Below are 13,826 nucleotides of genomic sequence, written 5' to 3'. Positions count from 1 at the left end.
CTCGCCCCCCCTCTCCCGGAGTCTCATCATGGAATACCGCTTACTCGGCCGCTCGGGTTTCAAGGTGCCCGCGCTCGGCTTCGGCACCGGCACCTTCGGCGGCAAGGGCCCGCTGTTCGGCGCATGGGGGAACACCGACGTGGCCGAAGCGCAGCGCCTGATCGACATCTGCCTCGAAGCCGGCGCCAACCTGTTCGACAGCGCCGACGTCTATTCGGATGGCGCTTCGGAAGAAATCCTCGGCGCCGCACTGAAGGGCCGGCGCGAGCGCGCCATCCTCTCCACCAAGCTCAGCCTGCGCAACGGCGAGGGTCCGAACGACGTGGGCGCCTCGCGCCACCATCTGATCGCCGGCGTGGATCGCGCGTTGCAGCGCCTGGGCACCGACTGGATCGACCTGCTGCACCTGCACCACTTCGACGCGATGACGCCGGTGGACGAGGTGATGTCCACGCTGGACGACCTGGTGCGCGCAGGCAAGCTGCGCTACCTCGGCGTGTCCAACTTCTCCGGCTGGCAGGTCATGAAATCGCAGGCCGCCGCGGAACGCCACGGCCGCACGCGCTTCGTGGCCAACCAGGCCTATTACTCGCTGGTCGGCCGCGACTACGAATGGGAGCTGATGCCGCTGGGCCAGGACCAGGGGCTGGGCGCCATCGTGTGGAGCCCGCTGGGCTGGGGTCGGCTCACCGGAAAGATCAGCCGCGGCAAACCGCTACCCGCCGGCAGCCGCCTGCACGACACCGCCGGCTTCGCGCCGCCGGTGGAAGCGGAACGGCTGTACCGCGTGGTGGATGCGCTGGAAGCCGTCGCCGCGGAAACCGGTCGCAGCGTGCCGCAGGTGGCGATCAACTGGCTGCTGCAGCGGCCCACCGTGTCCAGCGTGCTGATCGGCGCACGCAACGAGCGGCAGCTGGTCGACAACCTCGGCGCGATCGGCTGGAACCTCACGCCCGCGCAGGTCGCCGCGCTCGATGCCGCCAGTGCGGCAATGCCACCCTATCCCTACTACCCTTACTGGAACGGCCCGTTCGCCGAGCGCAATCCACCGCCAGTGGCCACTCTTCCCGTTCTTGCGGAGTCATCGTCATGAAAGCCGTCGCCCTCACCCGTTACCTGCCCATCGACGATCCCGCGTCGCTGGTGGACGTGGATCTGCCGAAGCCCGTGCCCGGCGTGCACGACCTGCTGGTGCGCGTGGAAGCCGTATCGGTGAATCCGGTCGATACCAAGCTGCGCGCGCCGAAGCCGCAGGTGGAAGCGCAGCCGAAGGTGCTCGGTTACGACGCGGCAGGCGTGGTCGAGGCCGCCGGTGCCGAGGTGCACGGCTTCCAACCAGGCGACCGCGTGTACTACGCCGGCGACGTCACGCGACCGGGCAGCAACGCCGAGTTCCAGCTGGTCGACGCGCGACTCGCCGCGGCGATGCCGCGCACGCTGGACTTCGCCCAGGCCGCGGCGCTGCCGCTGGTGGCCGTCACCGCGTGGGAGCTGCTGTTCCAGCGCATGCCGTTCGACAGCGAGCACGGCGGCGAAGGCAAGTCGCTGCTGGTGATCGGCGGCGCCGGCGGCGTGGGTTCGATCGCGACCCAGCTGGCGCGGCGCGCGGGCTTCACCGTGATCGCCACCGCCTCGCGCCCGGAAACCATGGACTGGTGCCGCGCGATGGGCGCGCAGCACGTGGTGAACCATCGCGATCCGCTGGCGCCGCAACTCGCCGCGCTGGGCTTCCCGCAGGTCGACGCCGCGCTGAACCTCGCCGACACCGACCATTACTGGGACGCGCTGGGCGAACTGCTGGCGCCGCAGGGGCACGTGGGCCTGGTCGTGGAACCGAAGGGCGCGCTGCGCATCGGCGACCCGTACAAGGCCAAGTGCATCGGCATCCACTGGGAATTCATGTTCGCGCGGGCGCGCTTCAGGACGCCGGACATGGCCGAGCAGGGCCGCATCCTCGCGCGCGTGGCCGCGCTGGTCGACGCCGGCGAGCTGAAGAGCATCCGGCACGAGGCGCTGCAGCCGATCAACGCGGCGAACCTGCGCGAGGCGCATCGCCGGCTGGAATCGGGCGGAGGCATCGGCAAGCTGGTGCTGGCCGGCTGGTAGCTTCCGTACCCTGCGGATGGCGGCCGCGGATCAGCCCGGCGCGGGCAGTCTGCGCACCGCCGTCGCGGTCATCACCCGCGACCAGCCGGCAATGATCAGGTCGATGCCGATGAACATGCCGATGACCCACAGGCCGCTGACTGGCCAGCGCGCCCAGATCATCAGGCCAAGCACCAGGGTCACGACCCCGTCGAAGATCACCCAGCCGCGCCCCGGGACGTACGTGCTCCAGGCTGCGACGATGCGGAACACGCCGGCCACCACGAAATAGACGACCAGCCCCAGTTGCGCCGCAACTGTTCCGTCATGCTGCGAAAACGTTCGACTGCGCTGCGTCGTACCGGCTCATGGCGTTGCCTTCCATATGGCGACCCGGTCGACGTGCATGCACGGCGGCAAATGCCCAGCCGCCATGCTGTCGGCGCCACACAGCCCGGGTGGCCATCACGTCTTGCGCCTGGCCGGCCTGGCTGGCTCGCCCTTCTTGCCCAACTGCTCCAGCAAACTGCCCATGTCCTCGGCGTGCTCTTCCTCCATCGCGAGGATGCCTTCCAGTATGCGGCGCGTGGTGGGATCCGCGGCGCCGATGTAGTCGATCATCTCGCGGTAGCTGTCGATGGCGATGCGCTCGGCGACCAGGTCTTCCTTGATCATGTCCACCAGGTTCTCGCCTTCCACGTAATCGGCATGGCTGCGTTTGGTCAGGCCCTCGGGAGAAAAATCCGGCTTGCCGTCGAGCTGGGTGATGCGTTCGGCGATCAGGTCGGCATGGCCCTGTTCCTCGTTCGCGTGCTCCAGGAACTCTCCCTTGATCGCCTGCGAGTTGATGCCCGAGGCCGCGTAGTAGTGGTACTTGTAGCGCAGCACGCAGACGATCTCGGTGGCCAGCGCGTGGTTGAGCAGCTTCACCACGGTGGCGCGGTCCGCCTTGTAGCCCGCGGTCATCGCGCCCTTGTCGATGTCCTGGCGCGCGCGCTTGCGGATCGCTTCGATGTCGCTGACGAAGGGCTTGGCTTTGGGCATGGCTGGCTCCTGCGGTGCGGATCGCTGCCGGCGGCAGCGTGTCCTTCCAGCCTAGGCAGGCCCATGAAAAAGCCGGGTGAAGACGACTTCACCCGGCTTCGGCCGATCGGCAGAAACAAGCTACCTCAGGCCTTGCGGTACACCTCCGCACCCTGCGCGCGGAACTCGGCGGCCTTCTCGGCCATGCCTTCGGCCAGCGCCTCGGCTTCGCCGGTGCCGTGCTCGGCGGCGTAGTCGCGCACGTCCTGGGTGATCTTCATCGAGCAGAACTTCGGACCGCACATCGAACAGAAGTGCGCGCTCTTGTGCGCGTCCTTCGGCAGCGTCTCGTCGTGGAACTCCTGCGCCTTTTCCGGATCGAGGCCGAGGTTGAACTGGTCGTCCCAGCGGAACTCGAAGCGCGCCTTGCTCAACGCGTTGTCGCGCACCTGCGCGCCCGGGTGGCCCTTGGCGAGGTCGGCCGCGTGCGCGGCGATCTTGTAGGTGATGATGCCGTCGCGCACGTCCTGCTTGTTCGGCAGGCCGAGGTGTTCCTTCGGCGTGACGTAGCAGAGCATGGCGGTGCCGAACCAGCCGATCATCGCCGCGCCGATCGCGCTGGTGATGTGGTCGTAGCCCGGCGCGATGTCGGTGGTGAGCGGCCCCAGCGTGTAGAACGGCGCCTCGCCGCACTTCTCCAGCTGGCGGTCCATGTTCTCCTTGATCAGCTGCATCGGCACGTGGCCGGGGCCTTCGATCATGGTCTGCACGTCGTGCTTCCACGCGATCTGCGTGAGCTCGCCCAGCGTGTCCAGCTCGCCGAACTGCGCGGCGTCGTTCGCGTCCGCCACGCAGCCGGGGCGCAGGCCGTCGCCGAGGCTGAAGGACACGTCGTACGCCTTCATGATCTCGCAGATGTCCTCGAAGTGCGTGTAGAGGAAGTTCTCCCGGTGGTGCGCGAGGCACCACTTCGCCAGGATCGAGCCACCGCGCGAGACGATGCCGGTGACGCGCTTCGCGGTGAGCGGCACGAAGCGCAGCAGCACGCCGGCGTGGATGGTGAAGTAGTCCACGCCCTGCTCGGCCTGCTCGACCAGGGTGTCGCGGAACAGCTCCCAGGTGAGGTCCTCGGCCACGCCGCCGACCTTCTCCAGCGCCTGGTAGATCGGCACGGTGCCGATCGGCACCGGCGAGTTGCGCAGGATCCACTCGCGCGTCTCGTGGATGTGCTTGCCGGTGGACAGGTCCATCACCGTGTCGCCGCCCCAGCGGATCGACCACACCATCTTCTCGACCTCTTCCGCGATCGACGAGGTGACCGCGGAGTTGCCGATGTTCGCGTTGATCTTGGTGAGGAAGTTGCGGCCGATGATCATCGGCTCGCTTTCCGGATGATTGATGTTCGCCGGGATGATGGCGCGGCCGCGCGCCACTTCGTCGCGCACGAATTCCGGCGTGATGAGGCGCGGGATCGCCGCGCCGAAGGACTGCCCCGGATGCTGCACGCGCAGCGCGCTGTCGCCCAGCGCCTCGATGCGCTGGTTCTCGCGGATCGCGATGTATTCCATCTCCGGCGTCACGATGCCTTGTCGCGCGTAGTGCATCTGGGTGACGTTCGCCCCGGCCTTCGCGCGGCGCGGCGTGGGCAGGCGCGGGAAGCGGATCGCGGCCAGCTCGGGCGCGCTGGCGTGGCGACGGCCGAATTCGGAACTGCGCCCGTCCAACGCCTCGGTGTCGCCGCGTGCGCCGATCCACGCCGCGCGCAGCGGCGGCAGGCCGGCGGCGAGGTCCACGCGGTAGTCCGGATCGGTGTACGGGCCGGAGGTGTCGTAGACGGTGATCGCGGGGTTCTTCTCCACGCCGAACATCGCCGGCGTGTCCGCCTGCGCGATCTCGCGCAGCGGCACGCGGAGGTCGGCGCGGCTGCCCGCGACATGGACCTTGCGCGAACCGGGGATCGGCCGCGTCACGGCTTCGGAAAGTTCCTGCGCGGCGCGCACGAGATCATTGGGCTGGGCATTCATCGACTGGGGTTCCGGCGGCTTGCGTGGGAAATCCGCACGTGGAGTGCGGCCTCTGCGCGAGGGATTCGCGCGCGAAGCGACGGCGCCGGACGCACGGACGATGGAACGCCGTGCGGCGAAGCTCCCTACACCGGTGCTAACCGGATCAGGTTCGAAGGGACTCTCTCAGCCGACCGTTGCGCCGGCACCCCCGCTTCAAGAGCGGCTATTCAAGCACGAAGCGGGGATTGCCGCGAGTGCGGCGGATGCTCAGCGCGGCGCGTAGGCGCGCAGGAAGGTGTCCACGCCGGCCCGGGCGGTGGCCTCGATCTCGGCGGCGTAGCTTTCGCCGCAGTCCACGCAGCCGAACATGCGACGCATGAACAGGTCGCCCTTGATCAGCACGAAGAACTGCACGCAGGCGCGCGGCACGTCGGCGATGGCGAGCTGGTTCGCGTCAACCGCCTGCTGCAGCAGGCGTTCCATCAGGCCGTGCGTACGCAGCGTGCCTTCCTCCCAGAGCAGCCGGCCGAAACGCGGATTGCCCTGGCGGCAGTCGCCGAGGATGGCGCGGAACGTGCCCACGTTCTCGGCGTCGCAGTCCAGCCGCGCATGGATCAGCGCCACGCGCTGCAGGATCTGCTCGATCGACGCGTGCGGGTCGTAGTCGTAGGTGTTTTCGGGCAGCAGGTCCTCGATGCGCGCGCGTATCACTTCGCGGAACAGGTTGTCCTTGTCGCCGAAATGGCTGTAGACGGTGAGCTTGGAGACGCCGGCCTCGGCGGCGATCGCGTCCATGCTGGTGCCGGCGAACGCGTTGCGGATGAACAAGGCCTTGGCCGCGGCGAGGATCGCCGCGCGCTTTTCCAGATCCTTCGGTCGCCCCGGTCCCTGCGACCTGACCGGCGAGATGCTGCTCATGTCTAAGCCTTCCCAAAACGAGATGCGGACTTTATTATACGCATTGGTTCAATTATTTCCAGTCAGATGGCGGGGAGTGTCCGCGGACATGATCCGCGACATGACGTGCGTCAGCGCATCGCGGTGACTTCCGGCACTTCGTGATGCACCGCGCGGGCCGCAGGCTAGTCATTGTCGGGGCAAGGCCAAGCCCTTATCCTTTCTGGTCTTTTTCGACACTCACGGAACCCTGGCAGACATGGCGATGAACTTCGAGCAGGCGCGGACGAACATGGTGGAAAACCAGGTGCGTCCGTGGGAGGTGCTGAACGGCCGCGTACTGGACACGCTGGGCCGCGTGCGGCGCGAGGATTTCGTCGCGCCCGAGCACCGCCAGCTCGCGTTCGCCGACCTGTGCCTGCCGCTGGGCCATGGCGAAGTGATGATGAAGCCGGTGGTGGAAGGCCGCGTGCTGCAGGCGCTGGACCTGCAGGGCAGCGAGCGCGTGCTGGAGATCGGCACCGGCTCCGGCTTCCTCGCCGCCTGCCTCGCCAGCCTCGCGGCCGAGGTCGTCAGCGTCGACATCCATGCCGACTTCACCGCGACCGCGGGCCAGCGCCTGCAGGCGGCCGGCGTGACGAACGCGCGGCTCGCCACCGGCGAAGCGGTGCAGGGTTGGCAGCCGGACGGCCTGTTCGACGCCGTCGTCGCCACCGGCGCGGTCGCCGAAGTGCCGTCGCGCTGGCTGGGCTGGCTCAAGCCGGGCGGTCGCCTGCTGGTGATCCGCGGCCTGTCGCCCGCGCAGCAGGCCGTGCTGCTCACCCACGAGGGCGATGGCCGCTACCGCGAGGAAGCCTTGTTCGAGACCGACCTGCCCTACCTCGTCCACGCCGCGCCATCGGCGCGTTTCGTGCTCTGAACGCCCACCGACCGACATCGACTCCCCCACGAGGCAACCCATGCGTTTGAAGCTGCTCACCCTGGCTCTGGCCCTGGCCGCCGTCTCGCTGCCCAGCCACGGCGAAGACCTGCTGGACGCCTACCGCGAGGCGCGCGCCAACGATCCGGTGCTGGCCCAGGCCGACGCCACCCGCCTCGCCACGGGCGAGGGCGTGAACCAGGCGCGGGCGTTGCTGCTGCCGCAGATCAGCGGCGACTTCTCGCTGAGCCAGACCAACGGCGGCGGCGGCGGCCGCGTCCAGGATCCGAACAACCCGAACCAGTTCATCAGCACCAGCTCGTTCGGCCACAGCCGCACGCGCAACCTCAGCGCGAACCTCAGCCAGACCGTGTTCGACTTCAGCAAGTACGCCAACCTGAAGTCCGCGCACGCCTCGGCGAACGCCCAGGACGAGCTGTACCAGGCCGCGCTGCAGAACCTGTTCGTGCGCGTCGCCAGCGCCTACTTCACGGTGCTCACCGACCAGGACCAGCTCGCGTTCGCCAAGGCCAACGAGGACGCGTACAAGCGGCAGTTCGAGCAGTCCGACCAGCGCTACAAGGTCGGCCTGTCGGCGGTCACCGACGTATACCAGGCCAAGTCCTATTACGAAGCGGCCAAGGCGCAGACCATCGCCGCGCAGAACACCCTGGACAACGACCGCGAGGCGCTGAGCCAGATCACCGGCAAGCCCACCGGCAACCTGAAGAAGCTGCGCGACGAACTGCCGATGAACGCGCCCGATCCCGCCGACCCCGATGCCTGGGTGAAGCAGGCGCTGATCAACAACCCCAGCCTGCTGGCGCAGCAGCAGAACGTGCGGGCGGCCGATGCCAACGTCACCGCGGCGCGCTCGGGCCATCTGCCCACGATCAGCGCGAACGTCAGCTACGGCAAGAGCGCGAGCTGGTACCAGAACGCGGCGATCCACTCCAACACGCCGTCGCAGACCACGGTGGGCCTCACGCTCAGCGTGCCGATCTTCTCCGGCGGCATGACCCAGTCCAAGGTGCGCCAGTCCATCTACAACCGCGACGCCGCGCAGGACTCGGAGGAAATCGAGCGCCGCCAGGTGAGGGCGAACACGCTGAACTACTACCGCTCGGTGCTGGCCGGCGTCAGCCAGGTGCAGTCCGGCAAGGCCGCGGTGGATTCCGCGCAGAAGGCGCTGGACGCCACCCGCGCGGGTTTCGAGGTGGGCACGCAGACCATGGTCAACGTGCTGCTGGCGATCCAGGTCCTGACCCAGGCGGAAAGCACGTATTCGCAGTCGCGCCACCAGCTGGTGCTCAACCGCCTGCTGCTGAAGCAGAGCGCCGGCACCGCCAGCCTGGACGACTTGCAGGGCATCAACGCGCTGCTGCAGTAATCCTGCCGCGACACGCACCGCGACGGCCGGGCCTTGCCCGGCCGTCGTCGTTCCGGCGCGGCATCACTGCCCCAGTTGCTCGCCGATCAGGCGCATCACCCGCCCTACCGCGCCACGCTCGCGCTCGAACACCCGCTGTGCGGCCAGCCCCATCTCCTGGCGGTGCGCGTCGTCGCGCAGCAGGCCCAGCACGGCGTCGCCCAGCGCACCCGCCTCCGGCACACGCTGCGCGCCGCCCTGCTCGACCAGGCAGGCGGTGATGTCCTCGAAGTTGAAGGTGTGCGGCCCCACCAGCACCGGCGTGCCCAGCGCGGCCGGCTCGAGCACGTTGTGGCCGCCGATCGGCACCAGGCTGCCGCCCACGAAGGCCAGCTGCGCGCCCGCATAGAACGGCATCAGCTGGCCCATCGCGTCGATCACGAAGACCTGGTTCGACAGGGCCGGCCGGCCGTCGACGCCATACGTGCCCGCGGTGAAGCCCAGGCTGCGCACCGCGTGTTCCACCGGCTTGAAACGCTCCGGATGGCGCGGGGCGATCAGCAGCAGCGCATCGGGCATGCGCTTCAGCACCGCGAGATGCGCCTCCAGCACCGCCTGCTCCTCGCCCTCGTGGGTGCTGGCCGCCATCCACACCGGCCGGCGTGAGCCCCAATGCTCGCGCAGTCGGGCGCCCTGCTCCTGCGCGTCCTGCGGCACCGGCATGTCGTACTTCAGGTTGCCGCACACCACCACGCGCTCGGGCGGCGCGCCGATCAGGCGGTAACGCGCCGCGTCGGCATCCGACTGCGCGGCAATCAGTCGCACGCAACCCAGCGCGGCACGCACCATGCCGCGCAGCGGCCGCGGTCGATAGCCGCGCAGCGAGCGCTCGGACAGCCGCGCATTGACGATCATCAGCGGGATCCGGCGGCGACGGCAGGCGAAGTAGAGGTTGGGCCAGATCTCGGTCTCCACGATCAGCGCCAGCCGCGGCTGCACGCCGGCCAGGAAGCGGCTCACCGCATACGGCAGGTCGTAGGGCAGGTAGACGTGGAACACGCTGTCGCCGAACAGCTGCTGCAGCCGCGCGGTGCCGGTGGGCGTCACGGTGGTCACCACCACCGGCGCGTCCGGGTAGTCGCGCTGCAGCGCCTTGATCAGCGGCTCGGCCGCATTCACCTCGCCCACCGATACCGCGTGCACCCACAGGCTGCCGGCCAGGTCCGGCGGCGCCTTGAAGAAACCGAAGCGCTCGGCCCAGCGCCAGTAATACGGCCGCGAGCGGAACCCGCGCAGCGCCAGCCGCAGCACGATCAGCGGCGTCACCAGATACATCGCGAGGGTGTAGAGATAACGCAACGGCAGGCTCCGGCAACAGCGCCCGAGTATACGGGAGCGACCCCGGCGCCCCGGCGTGCCGCGGCACGCGTCCATTACAATGCCGCGGATGCCCGGCACCCCGCGACCCGACTTCCACCGCTCCCTGCTCGCGCCGCGCCATTGGCCGGCATGGCTGGGCGTGGGCGCGATCCGGCTGGTGGCGCTGCTGCCGTTTCCGGCACTGATGTGGCTGGGTCGCGCGCTGGGCGCGCTGGTGCAGCGCCTGCCGTCCGCGCGCCGCGCCGTGGCGGCGACCAACATCGCGCTGTGCTTTCCCCGACTGGACGCGAAGGCGCAGGCCGCGCTGGTCGACGCCCACCTGCGCGACATCGGCCTGATGCTGGTGGAATTCGCGCTGGGCTGGCTGGGCTCGGAACGCGCGATCGCCCGCGTGCCGGTGCGGATCGAGGGGCTGGAGCATCTCGAGGCCGCCCGCGCGCAGGGCCGTGGCGTGCTGCTGGTGGGCGGCCACTTCTCGCACCTGGAGCTGTGCGCGCGGCTGGTGTCGCGGCGCATCCGCATCGCCGGCATGTACCGCAGGATGGATTCGACGGTGTTCGAGTGGGTGGTGCTGCGCGCGCGTCTGGGCTATGCCGACGCAATGTTCGACAAGGACGACATCCGCGGCACGGTGAAATACCTGCGCGCGGGCGGCACGCTGTGGTACGCGCCCGACCAGGACATGCGCAGCAAGGACAACGTGTTCGTGCCGTTCTTCGGCGTGCCCGCGGCCACCATCACCGCCACCCACCACCTGGCGCGCCTGTCCGGCGCACTGGTGATCCCGTTCTTCCACCGCCGGCTGCCGGGCAGCGGCGGCTACGTCCTGCGCCTGGGCGCGCCGCTGGACGGTTTCCCCGGCGCCAGCACGGCGGACGATACCGCGCGCGTCAACGCCTGCATCGAGCGGATGGTGGGCGAGGCGCCGGAGCAGTACCTGTGGGTGCACAAGCGCTTCAAGACGCGTCCGCCCGGCCTGCCGCCGGTGTACTGACAGGCTGAACGCCGGTTCAGCGGCGACGAAATACCGCAGCTCCTCCATCGGTCCGCGAAAGCTGCCGCAAAGGCTGCGCGCCTAGCATGCGCGCCATGCCCGTCCCCATCCTGATGTACCACAACATCGCGCCCGTACCGCGCGGGTTGAAACGCTGGCGCAGCCTCTATGTGCACCCACGTTCCTTCGCGCGGCAGATGGCGCTGCTGCAGCGGCTCGGCTATGCCGGGTTGTCGATGAGTGCGGCCATGCCGTACCTGCGCGGCGAGCGGCAGGGCCGCGTCGCCGTGATCACGCTGGACGACGGCTACGCCGACAACCTCGACAACGCGCTGCCGGCGCTGCAACGGCACGGATTCAGCGCCACCTGCTATGCGGTGAGCGGCGCGCTGGGGCGCCACAACGACTGGGACGACGCCAAACTGGGCGTGCGCAAGCCGATGATGGACGCGGCGCAACTGCGCGCCTGGCACGCCGGCGGCATGGAGGTGGGCGCGCACACCCGCACGCATCCCCGCCTCAGCCAGTGCGGCGACGCGCAACTGCGCGACGAGATCGCCGGCAACAAGGCCGAGCTGGAAGACCTGCTCGGCGCGCCGGTGACGCAGTTCTGCTACCCCTACGGCGACCACGACGAACGCGTGGTGGACGCCACCCGCGAAGCCGGCTTTGCGGCCGCCACCACGGTGCAGCGCGGGCGCGCACGGCCGGGCGGCGACCTGTGGCGGCTGCCGCGCGTGGCGGTGGCGCGCAGCCACATCCTGCCGCAATTCGCCTGGCGCGCGTTCACCGGCTACGAGGACCGGCACGCATGAAGTTCCTGTTTGCCGGCACCAGTCGCAAGAACGGAGGCGCCGAGGCCCACTTCGTCACGCTCACCCGGGCCCTGGCCGGCGGCGGCCACACCGTGGAAGCGGTGGTGCATCCCGGCGCACCGATGGCGCAGGCGCTGGCGGACTCGGCGGTGCGCCTGCACCACGGCCAGTTCCGCAACATCTTCGACCTGCGCGGCTACCGCGCGCTCATCGCCGCCGCGCGCCAGCTGAAGCCGGACTGGCTGGTGGGCGGCTTCGGCAAGGAATACTGGCCGCTGATCCTGGTTGGACGCCTGCTCGACATCCCGGTCGCGCTGTTCCGCCATCGCCTCAAGCCGATGAACGGGCTGTCGACCCGGCTGGTGGCGCGCTGCGCGCAGCGCTTCTTCGCCGTGTCGAACTACGCGCGCCGCGACTACATCGAACACGGCATGCCTGCCGAACGCGTGCAGGTGCTGTACAACCCGGTGGACATGGACCGCTGCCGTCCCGACCCGGCGTTGCGCGCGGACCTGCTGCAAAAGCTGGGGTTGGGCGAGGACGCGATCGTGCTGGGCTGCTTCGGCCGCCTGCACGCCGGCAAGGGCATCTACACCCTGCTCGACGCCGCCAACGCGGCAATGGCGCGGGAGCCGCGCCTGCACTGCCTGTGGCTGGGCGACGGCAGCGACACGCAACGGCTGCACGACAGCATCGCCGCGTCGCCGTTCGCCGCGCGCCACCACCAGCTGGGCTGGGTCGCGGATGCGTCGCCGTACTACAACGCGCTGTCGATGCTGGCCTTTCCCTCGATCGCGACGGAGGCGTTCGGCCGCACGCCAGTGGAGGCGCAGGCCTGCAATGTGCCCGTACTGTGCAGCGACGCATTCGGCATCCCGGAGACGCTGCAACCCGGCATCACCGGCCTGCTGCTGCCGCCCGGCGACACCGCGGCGTGGCGCGACGGCATCCTTTCGCTGTGCAACGACGCGACGCGCCGCCCGATGGCGGCGGCCACGCGCGAATTCGCGCTGCGCCGCTTCAGCACGCTGGTGATCGCCTCCGAATTCGTGCGCAAGCTCGACGTGCTGCCGCTCGGCATGTCCTGACCCGGAACCGGCAGGTTCGCCGCATCCACCGAGCCCGGTCCCGGAGCGAAACTCCATCCCGGCTGCGCCGGACAGGCCTCGGCGCAGGTGGCGGTGGTCGTCGACGGAAAACGCGATCCGCAAGCCACCGGCACGGAATGATTCCCGGCATGGCAATGACCCGGAAGCAGAACCCGAGTGGACGAAATTGCGATCGCTGCACGCCGCAACCCCATGCGATCCACTGCATGCTTCCACGCCGCCCTCATCGCAACTCGCCGCGACCGCCGAAGTTGTTGCCTGACCCGGGGGAACCGGCAACCGCCGGACGGCGCTAGCGCAGGCGCGCGCGGCGTCTCGCCTCGTACAGCTTTGCGTACTTCAGGAACACGTAGTTCGCCCCCACCACGCTGGCGATGAAACCGGCCCAGCCGTTGAGGAAGTAGCGCTTGAACAGGTACTGGCGCAGGAAGAACACGGGCGGGTAGACCACCATGCGCAACCTGGTGAAGCGTTGGCGGCGGCGCAGCTTGTGCGCCACCAGCGCGCTGCTGTAGCGGTTGATGCGGTCGATGCGGCCGGCGATATTGGGATCGCTGTCGTTGACGAAGTCGGCCCCGCGCAGCGTCTTCACCGCGCCGTCCACTTCCATGGCGGAGTGGATCTCCACGTCGTTCATGCGACCGCGGCGGCGGTCGTACAGGCGCAGGTGCGCGTTGCGCGAGCTCCACGGATGCTGCACGGTCCAGAACATGCGCTCGCGCCGCGGCAGGCGGAAGCCAGCGTGCTTCGGCTGCACGAGGGCGCGCTCGATCACCGCGCGGCTGGCCGGCGACAGCACCTCGTCGGCATCCAGGTTGAGGATCCAGTCGTGACTGGCCATGTCGATCGCGCGCTGCTTCTGCGGGCCGAACTCGTCGAACGCATGCGTGGCCACGTGCGCGCCGTGGCGGCGGGCAATCGCCAGCGTGTCGTCGGTGGAGCCCGAATCCAGCACCACGATCTCCTCGGCCCAGTCCACGCCGGCGAGGCAGGCGTCCAGCGTGGCGGCGTTGTTGAGGGTGATCACCACCACCGACAGCGGCTCACGCGCCATCCCGACTCTCCCGGGGAAGCGCTTCCCTGAAAAGTCCGGCATGGGTGCCGGTTTTTTCCTCTCCGACCGGCGCGCCGGCAACAAACAGGCTTGCGCACCACAGCCCCAGCAGCCACGCGAACAGCAGCCCCCACCACGCCGAATAGAACGCGAGGTGGGTGTTCAGCGGAAACAA

13 protein-coding genes, 1 pseudogene and 1 riboswitch are annotated in these 13,826 nt (G+C 69.2%); of the genes and pseudogenes, 7 read left to right on the top strand and 7 right to left on the bottom strand.

From position 1 onward, the window contains the following. The first annotated feature begins 28 nt into the window (after positions 1-28). Entirely contained in the window at positions 29-1,093 is a 1,065-nt protein-coding gene (locus tag PCA_RS01405) for an aldo/keto reductase (RefSeq protein ID WP_181300332.1), read from the top strand. After that, complete coding sequence (locus PCA_RS01400; protein ID WP_181300331.1) at positions 1,090-2,106, top strand: zinc-binding alcohol dehydrogenase family protein; 1,017 nt, start codon at positions 1,090-1,092, stop codon at positions 2,104-2,106. Before PCA_RS01405 ends, PCA_RS01400 begins: the two co-directional genes overlap by 4 nt. A gap of 30 nt (positions 2,107-2,136) precedes the next feature. Here PCA_RS01400 and PCA_RS01395 read toward each other — a convergent pair whose 3' ends face one another. The 4 genes from PCA_RS01395 to PCA_RS01380 form a co-directional block, all read right to left on the bottom strand. Next, positions 2,137-2,358: a hypothetical protein gene (locus PCA_RS01395; RefSeq protein WP_181300330.1), complete on the bottom strand. Its 222-nt coding sequence runs from the start codon at positions 2,356-2,358 to the stop codon at positions 2,137-2,139. Between the two features lie 192 nt (positions 2,359-2,550). Continuing rightward, positions 2,551-3,129 carry a ferritin-like domain-containing protein gene (locus tag PCA_RS01390; RefSeq protein ID WP_181300329.1) on the bottom strand — a complete coding sequence of 193 codons (579 nt, stop codon included), beginning with the start codon at positions 3,127-3,129 and terminating at the stop codon, positions 2,551-2,553. A gap of 125 nt (positions 3,130-3,254) precedes the next feature. After that, positions 3,255-5,132 carry a phosphomethylpyrimidine synthase ThiC gene (gene thiC, locus PCA_RS01385; RefSeq protein WP_181300328.1) on the bottom strand — a complete coding sequence of 626 codons (1,878 nt, stop codon included), beginning with the start codon at positions 5,130-5,132 and terminating at the stop codon, positions 3,255-3,257. 105 nt (positions 5,133-5,237) lie between these two features. Continuing rightward, positions 5,238-5,334: riboswitch (TPP riboswitch) on the bottom strand. Between the two features lie 47 nt (positions 5,335-5,381). After that, the gene (locus PCA_RS01380; RefSeq protein WP_181300327.1) at positions 5,382-6,032 is read right to left on the bottom strand and encodes a TetR/AcrR family transcriptional regulator; all 651 of its coding nucleotides are present in this window, start codon (positions 6,030-6,032) and stop codon (positions 5,382-5,384) included. A gap of 238 nt (positions 6,033-6,270) precedes the next feature. Here PCA_RS01380 and PCA_RS01375 point away from each other — a divergent pair, with 238 nt between their 5' ends. After that, positions 6,271-6,930 (top strand): protein-L-isoaspartate O-methyltransferase, encoded by a 660-nt coding sequence (locus PCA_RS01375; RefSeq protein ID WP_181300326.1) that lies wholly within the window; start codon positions 6,271-6,273, stop codon positions 6,928-6,930. Positions 6,931-6,970: 40 nt separating this feature from the next. Further along, positions 6,971-8,320, top strand: coding sequence for a TolC family outer membrane protein (locus tag PCA_RS01370; protein WP_181300325.1), 1,350 nt, complete (start codon positions 6,971-6,973; stop codon positions 8,318-8,320). A gap of 63 nt (positions 8,321-8,383) precedes the next feature. On the opposite strand, the gene waaA is transcribed toward PCA_RS01370, so the two are convergent. Beyond that, on the bottom strand, positions 8,384-9,658 hold the full coding sequence (gene waaA, locus PCA_RS01365) for a lipid IV(A) 3-deoxy-D-manno-octulosonic acid transferase (RefSeq protein WP_255436587.1): 1,275 nt from the start codon (positions 9,656-9,658) through the stop codon (positions 8,384-8,386). A gap of 79 nt (positions 9,659-9,737) precedes the next feature. Here waaA and lpxL point away from each other — a divergent pair, with 79 nt between their 5' ends. The 3 genes from lpxL to PCA_RS01350 all read left to right on the top strand — a co-directional run bounded on the left by lpxL (position 9,738) and on the right by PCA_RS01350 (position 12,576). After that, a complete protein-coding gene (gene lpxL / locus PCA_RS01360) occupies positions 9,738-10,673 on the top strand; it encodes an LpxL/LpxP family Kdo(2)-lipid IV(A) lauroyl/palmitoleoyl acyltransferase (RefSeq protein ID WP_181300323.1) in 936 nt (311 codons plus the stop codon). 95 nt (positions 10,674-10,768) lie between these two features. Then, positions 10,769-11,488 carry a polysaccharide deacetylase family protein gene (locus PCA_RS01355; RefSeq protein WP_181300322.1) on the top strand — a complete coding sequence of 240 codons (720 nt, stop codon included), beginning with the start codon at positions 10,769-10,771 and terminating at the stop codon, positions 11,486-11,488. Beyond that, a complete protein-coding gene (locus tag PCA_RS01350) occupies positions 11,485-12,576 on the top strand; it encodes a glycosyltransferase family 4 protein (RefSeq protein WP_181300321.1) in 1,092 nt (363 codons plus the stop codon). Before PCA_RS01355 ends, PCA_RS01350 begins: the two co-directional genes overlap by 4 nt. 313 nt (positions 12,577-12,889) lie before the next feature. Here PCA_RS01350 and PCA_RS01345 read toward each other — a convergent pair whose 3' ends face one another. Together PCA_RS01345 and PCA_RS01340 are read right to left on the bottom strand one after the other, a co-directional pair. Further along, complete coding sequence (locus PCA_RS01345) at positions 12,890-13,651, bottom strand: glycosyltransferase family 2 protein (RefSeq protein WP_181300320.1); 762 nt, start codon at positions 13,649-13,651, stop codon at positions 12,890-12,892. Beyond that, positions 13,641-13,826 (bottom strand): annotated as a pseudogene (locus PCA_RS01340) (polymerase); the annotation flags it as partial. The gene PCA_RS01345 and the pseudogene PCA_RS01340, both read right to left, overlap by 11 nt.

Origin of the sequence: Rhodanobacter sp. PCA2, from assembly GCF_013620825.1 — a bacterium.
Taxonomy (GTDB): Bacteria; Pseudomonadota; Gammaproteobacteria; order Xanthomonadales; family Rhodanobacteraceae; genus Rhodanobacter_A.
Note: the sequence above shows the minus strand (reverse complement) of the source record. Positions and strands in the feature narration are given on the sequence as shown.

What these genes read in the sequence shown, in the direction of transcription:
- PCA_RS01405 (WP_181300332.1), top strand. Translation starts at nt 29, where the DNA reads ATGGAATACCGCTTACTCGGCCGCTCGGGTTTCAAGGTGCCCGCGCTC.
- PCA_RS01400 (WP_181300331.1), top strand. Translation starts at nt 1,090, where the DNA reads ATGAAAGCCGTCGCCCTCACCCGTTACCTGCCCATCGACGATCCCGCG.
- PCA_RS01390 (WP_181300329.1), bottom strand. Translation starts at nt 3,129, where the DNA reads ATGCCCAAAGCCAAGCCCTTCGTCAGCGACATCGAAGCGATCCGCAAG.
- thiC (WP_181300328.1), bottom strand. Translation starts at nt 5,132, where the DNA reads ATGAATGCCCAGCCCAATGATCTCGTGCGCGCCGCGCAGGAACTTTCC.
- PCA_RS01380 (WP_181300327.1), bottom strand. Translation starts at nt 6,032, where the DNA reads ATGAGCAGCATCTCGCCGGTCAGGTCGCAGGGACCGGGGCGACCGAAG.
- PCA_RS01375 (WP_181300326.1), top strand. Translation starts at nt 6,271, where the DNA reads ATGGCGATGAACTTCGAGCAGGCGCGGACGAACATGGTGGAAAACCAG.
- PCA_RS01370 (WP_181300325.1), top strand. Translation starts at nt 6,971, where the DNA reads ATGCGTTTGAAGCTGCTCACCCTGGCTCTGGCCCTGGCCGCCGTCTCG.
- lpxL (WP_181300323.1), top strand. Translation starts at nt 9,738, where the DNA reads ATGCCGCGGATGCCCGGCACCCCGCGACCCGACTTCCACCGCTCCCTG.
- PCA_RS01355 (WP_181300322.1), top strand. Translation starts at nt 10,769, where the DNA reads ATGCCCGTCCCCATCCTGATGTACCACAACATCGCGCCCGTACCGCGC.
- PCA_RS01350 (WP_181300321.1), top strand. Translation starts at nt 11,485, where the DNA reads ATGAAGTTCCTGTTTGCCGGCACCAGTCGCAAGAACGGAGGCGCCGAG.
- PCA_RS01345 (WP_181300320.1), bottom strand. Translation starts at nt 13,651, where the DNA reads ATGGCGCGTGAGCCGCTGTCGGTGGTGGTGATCACCCTCAACAACGCC.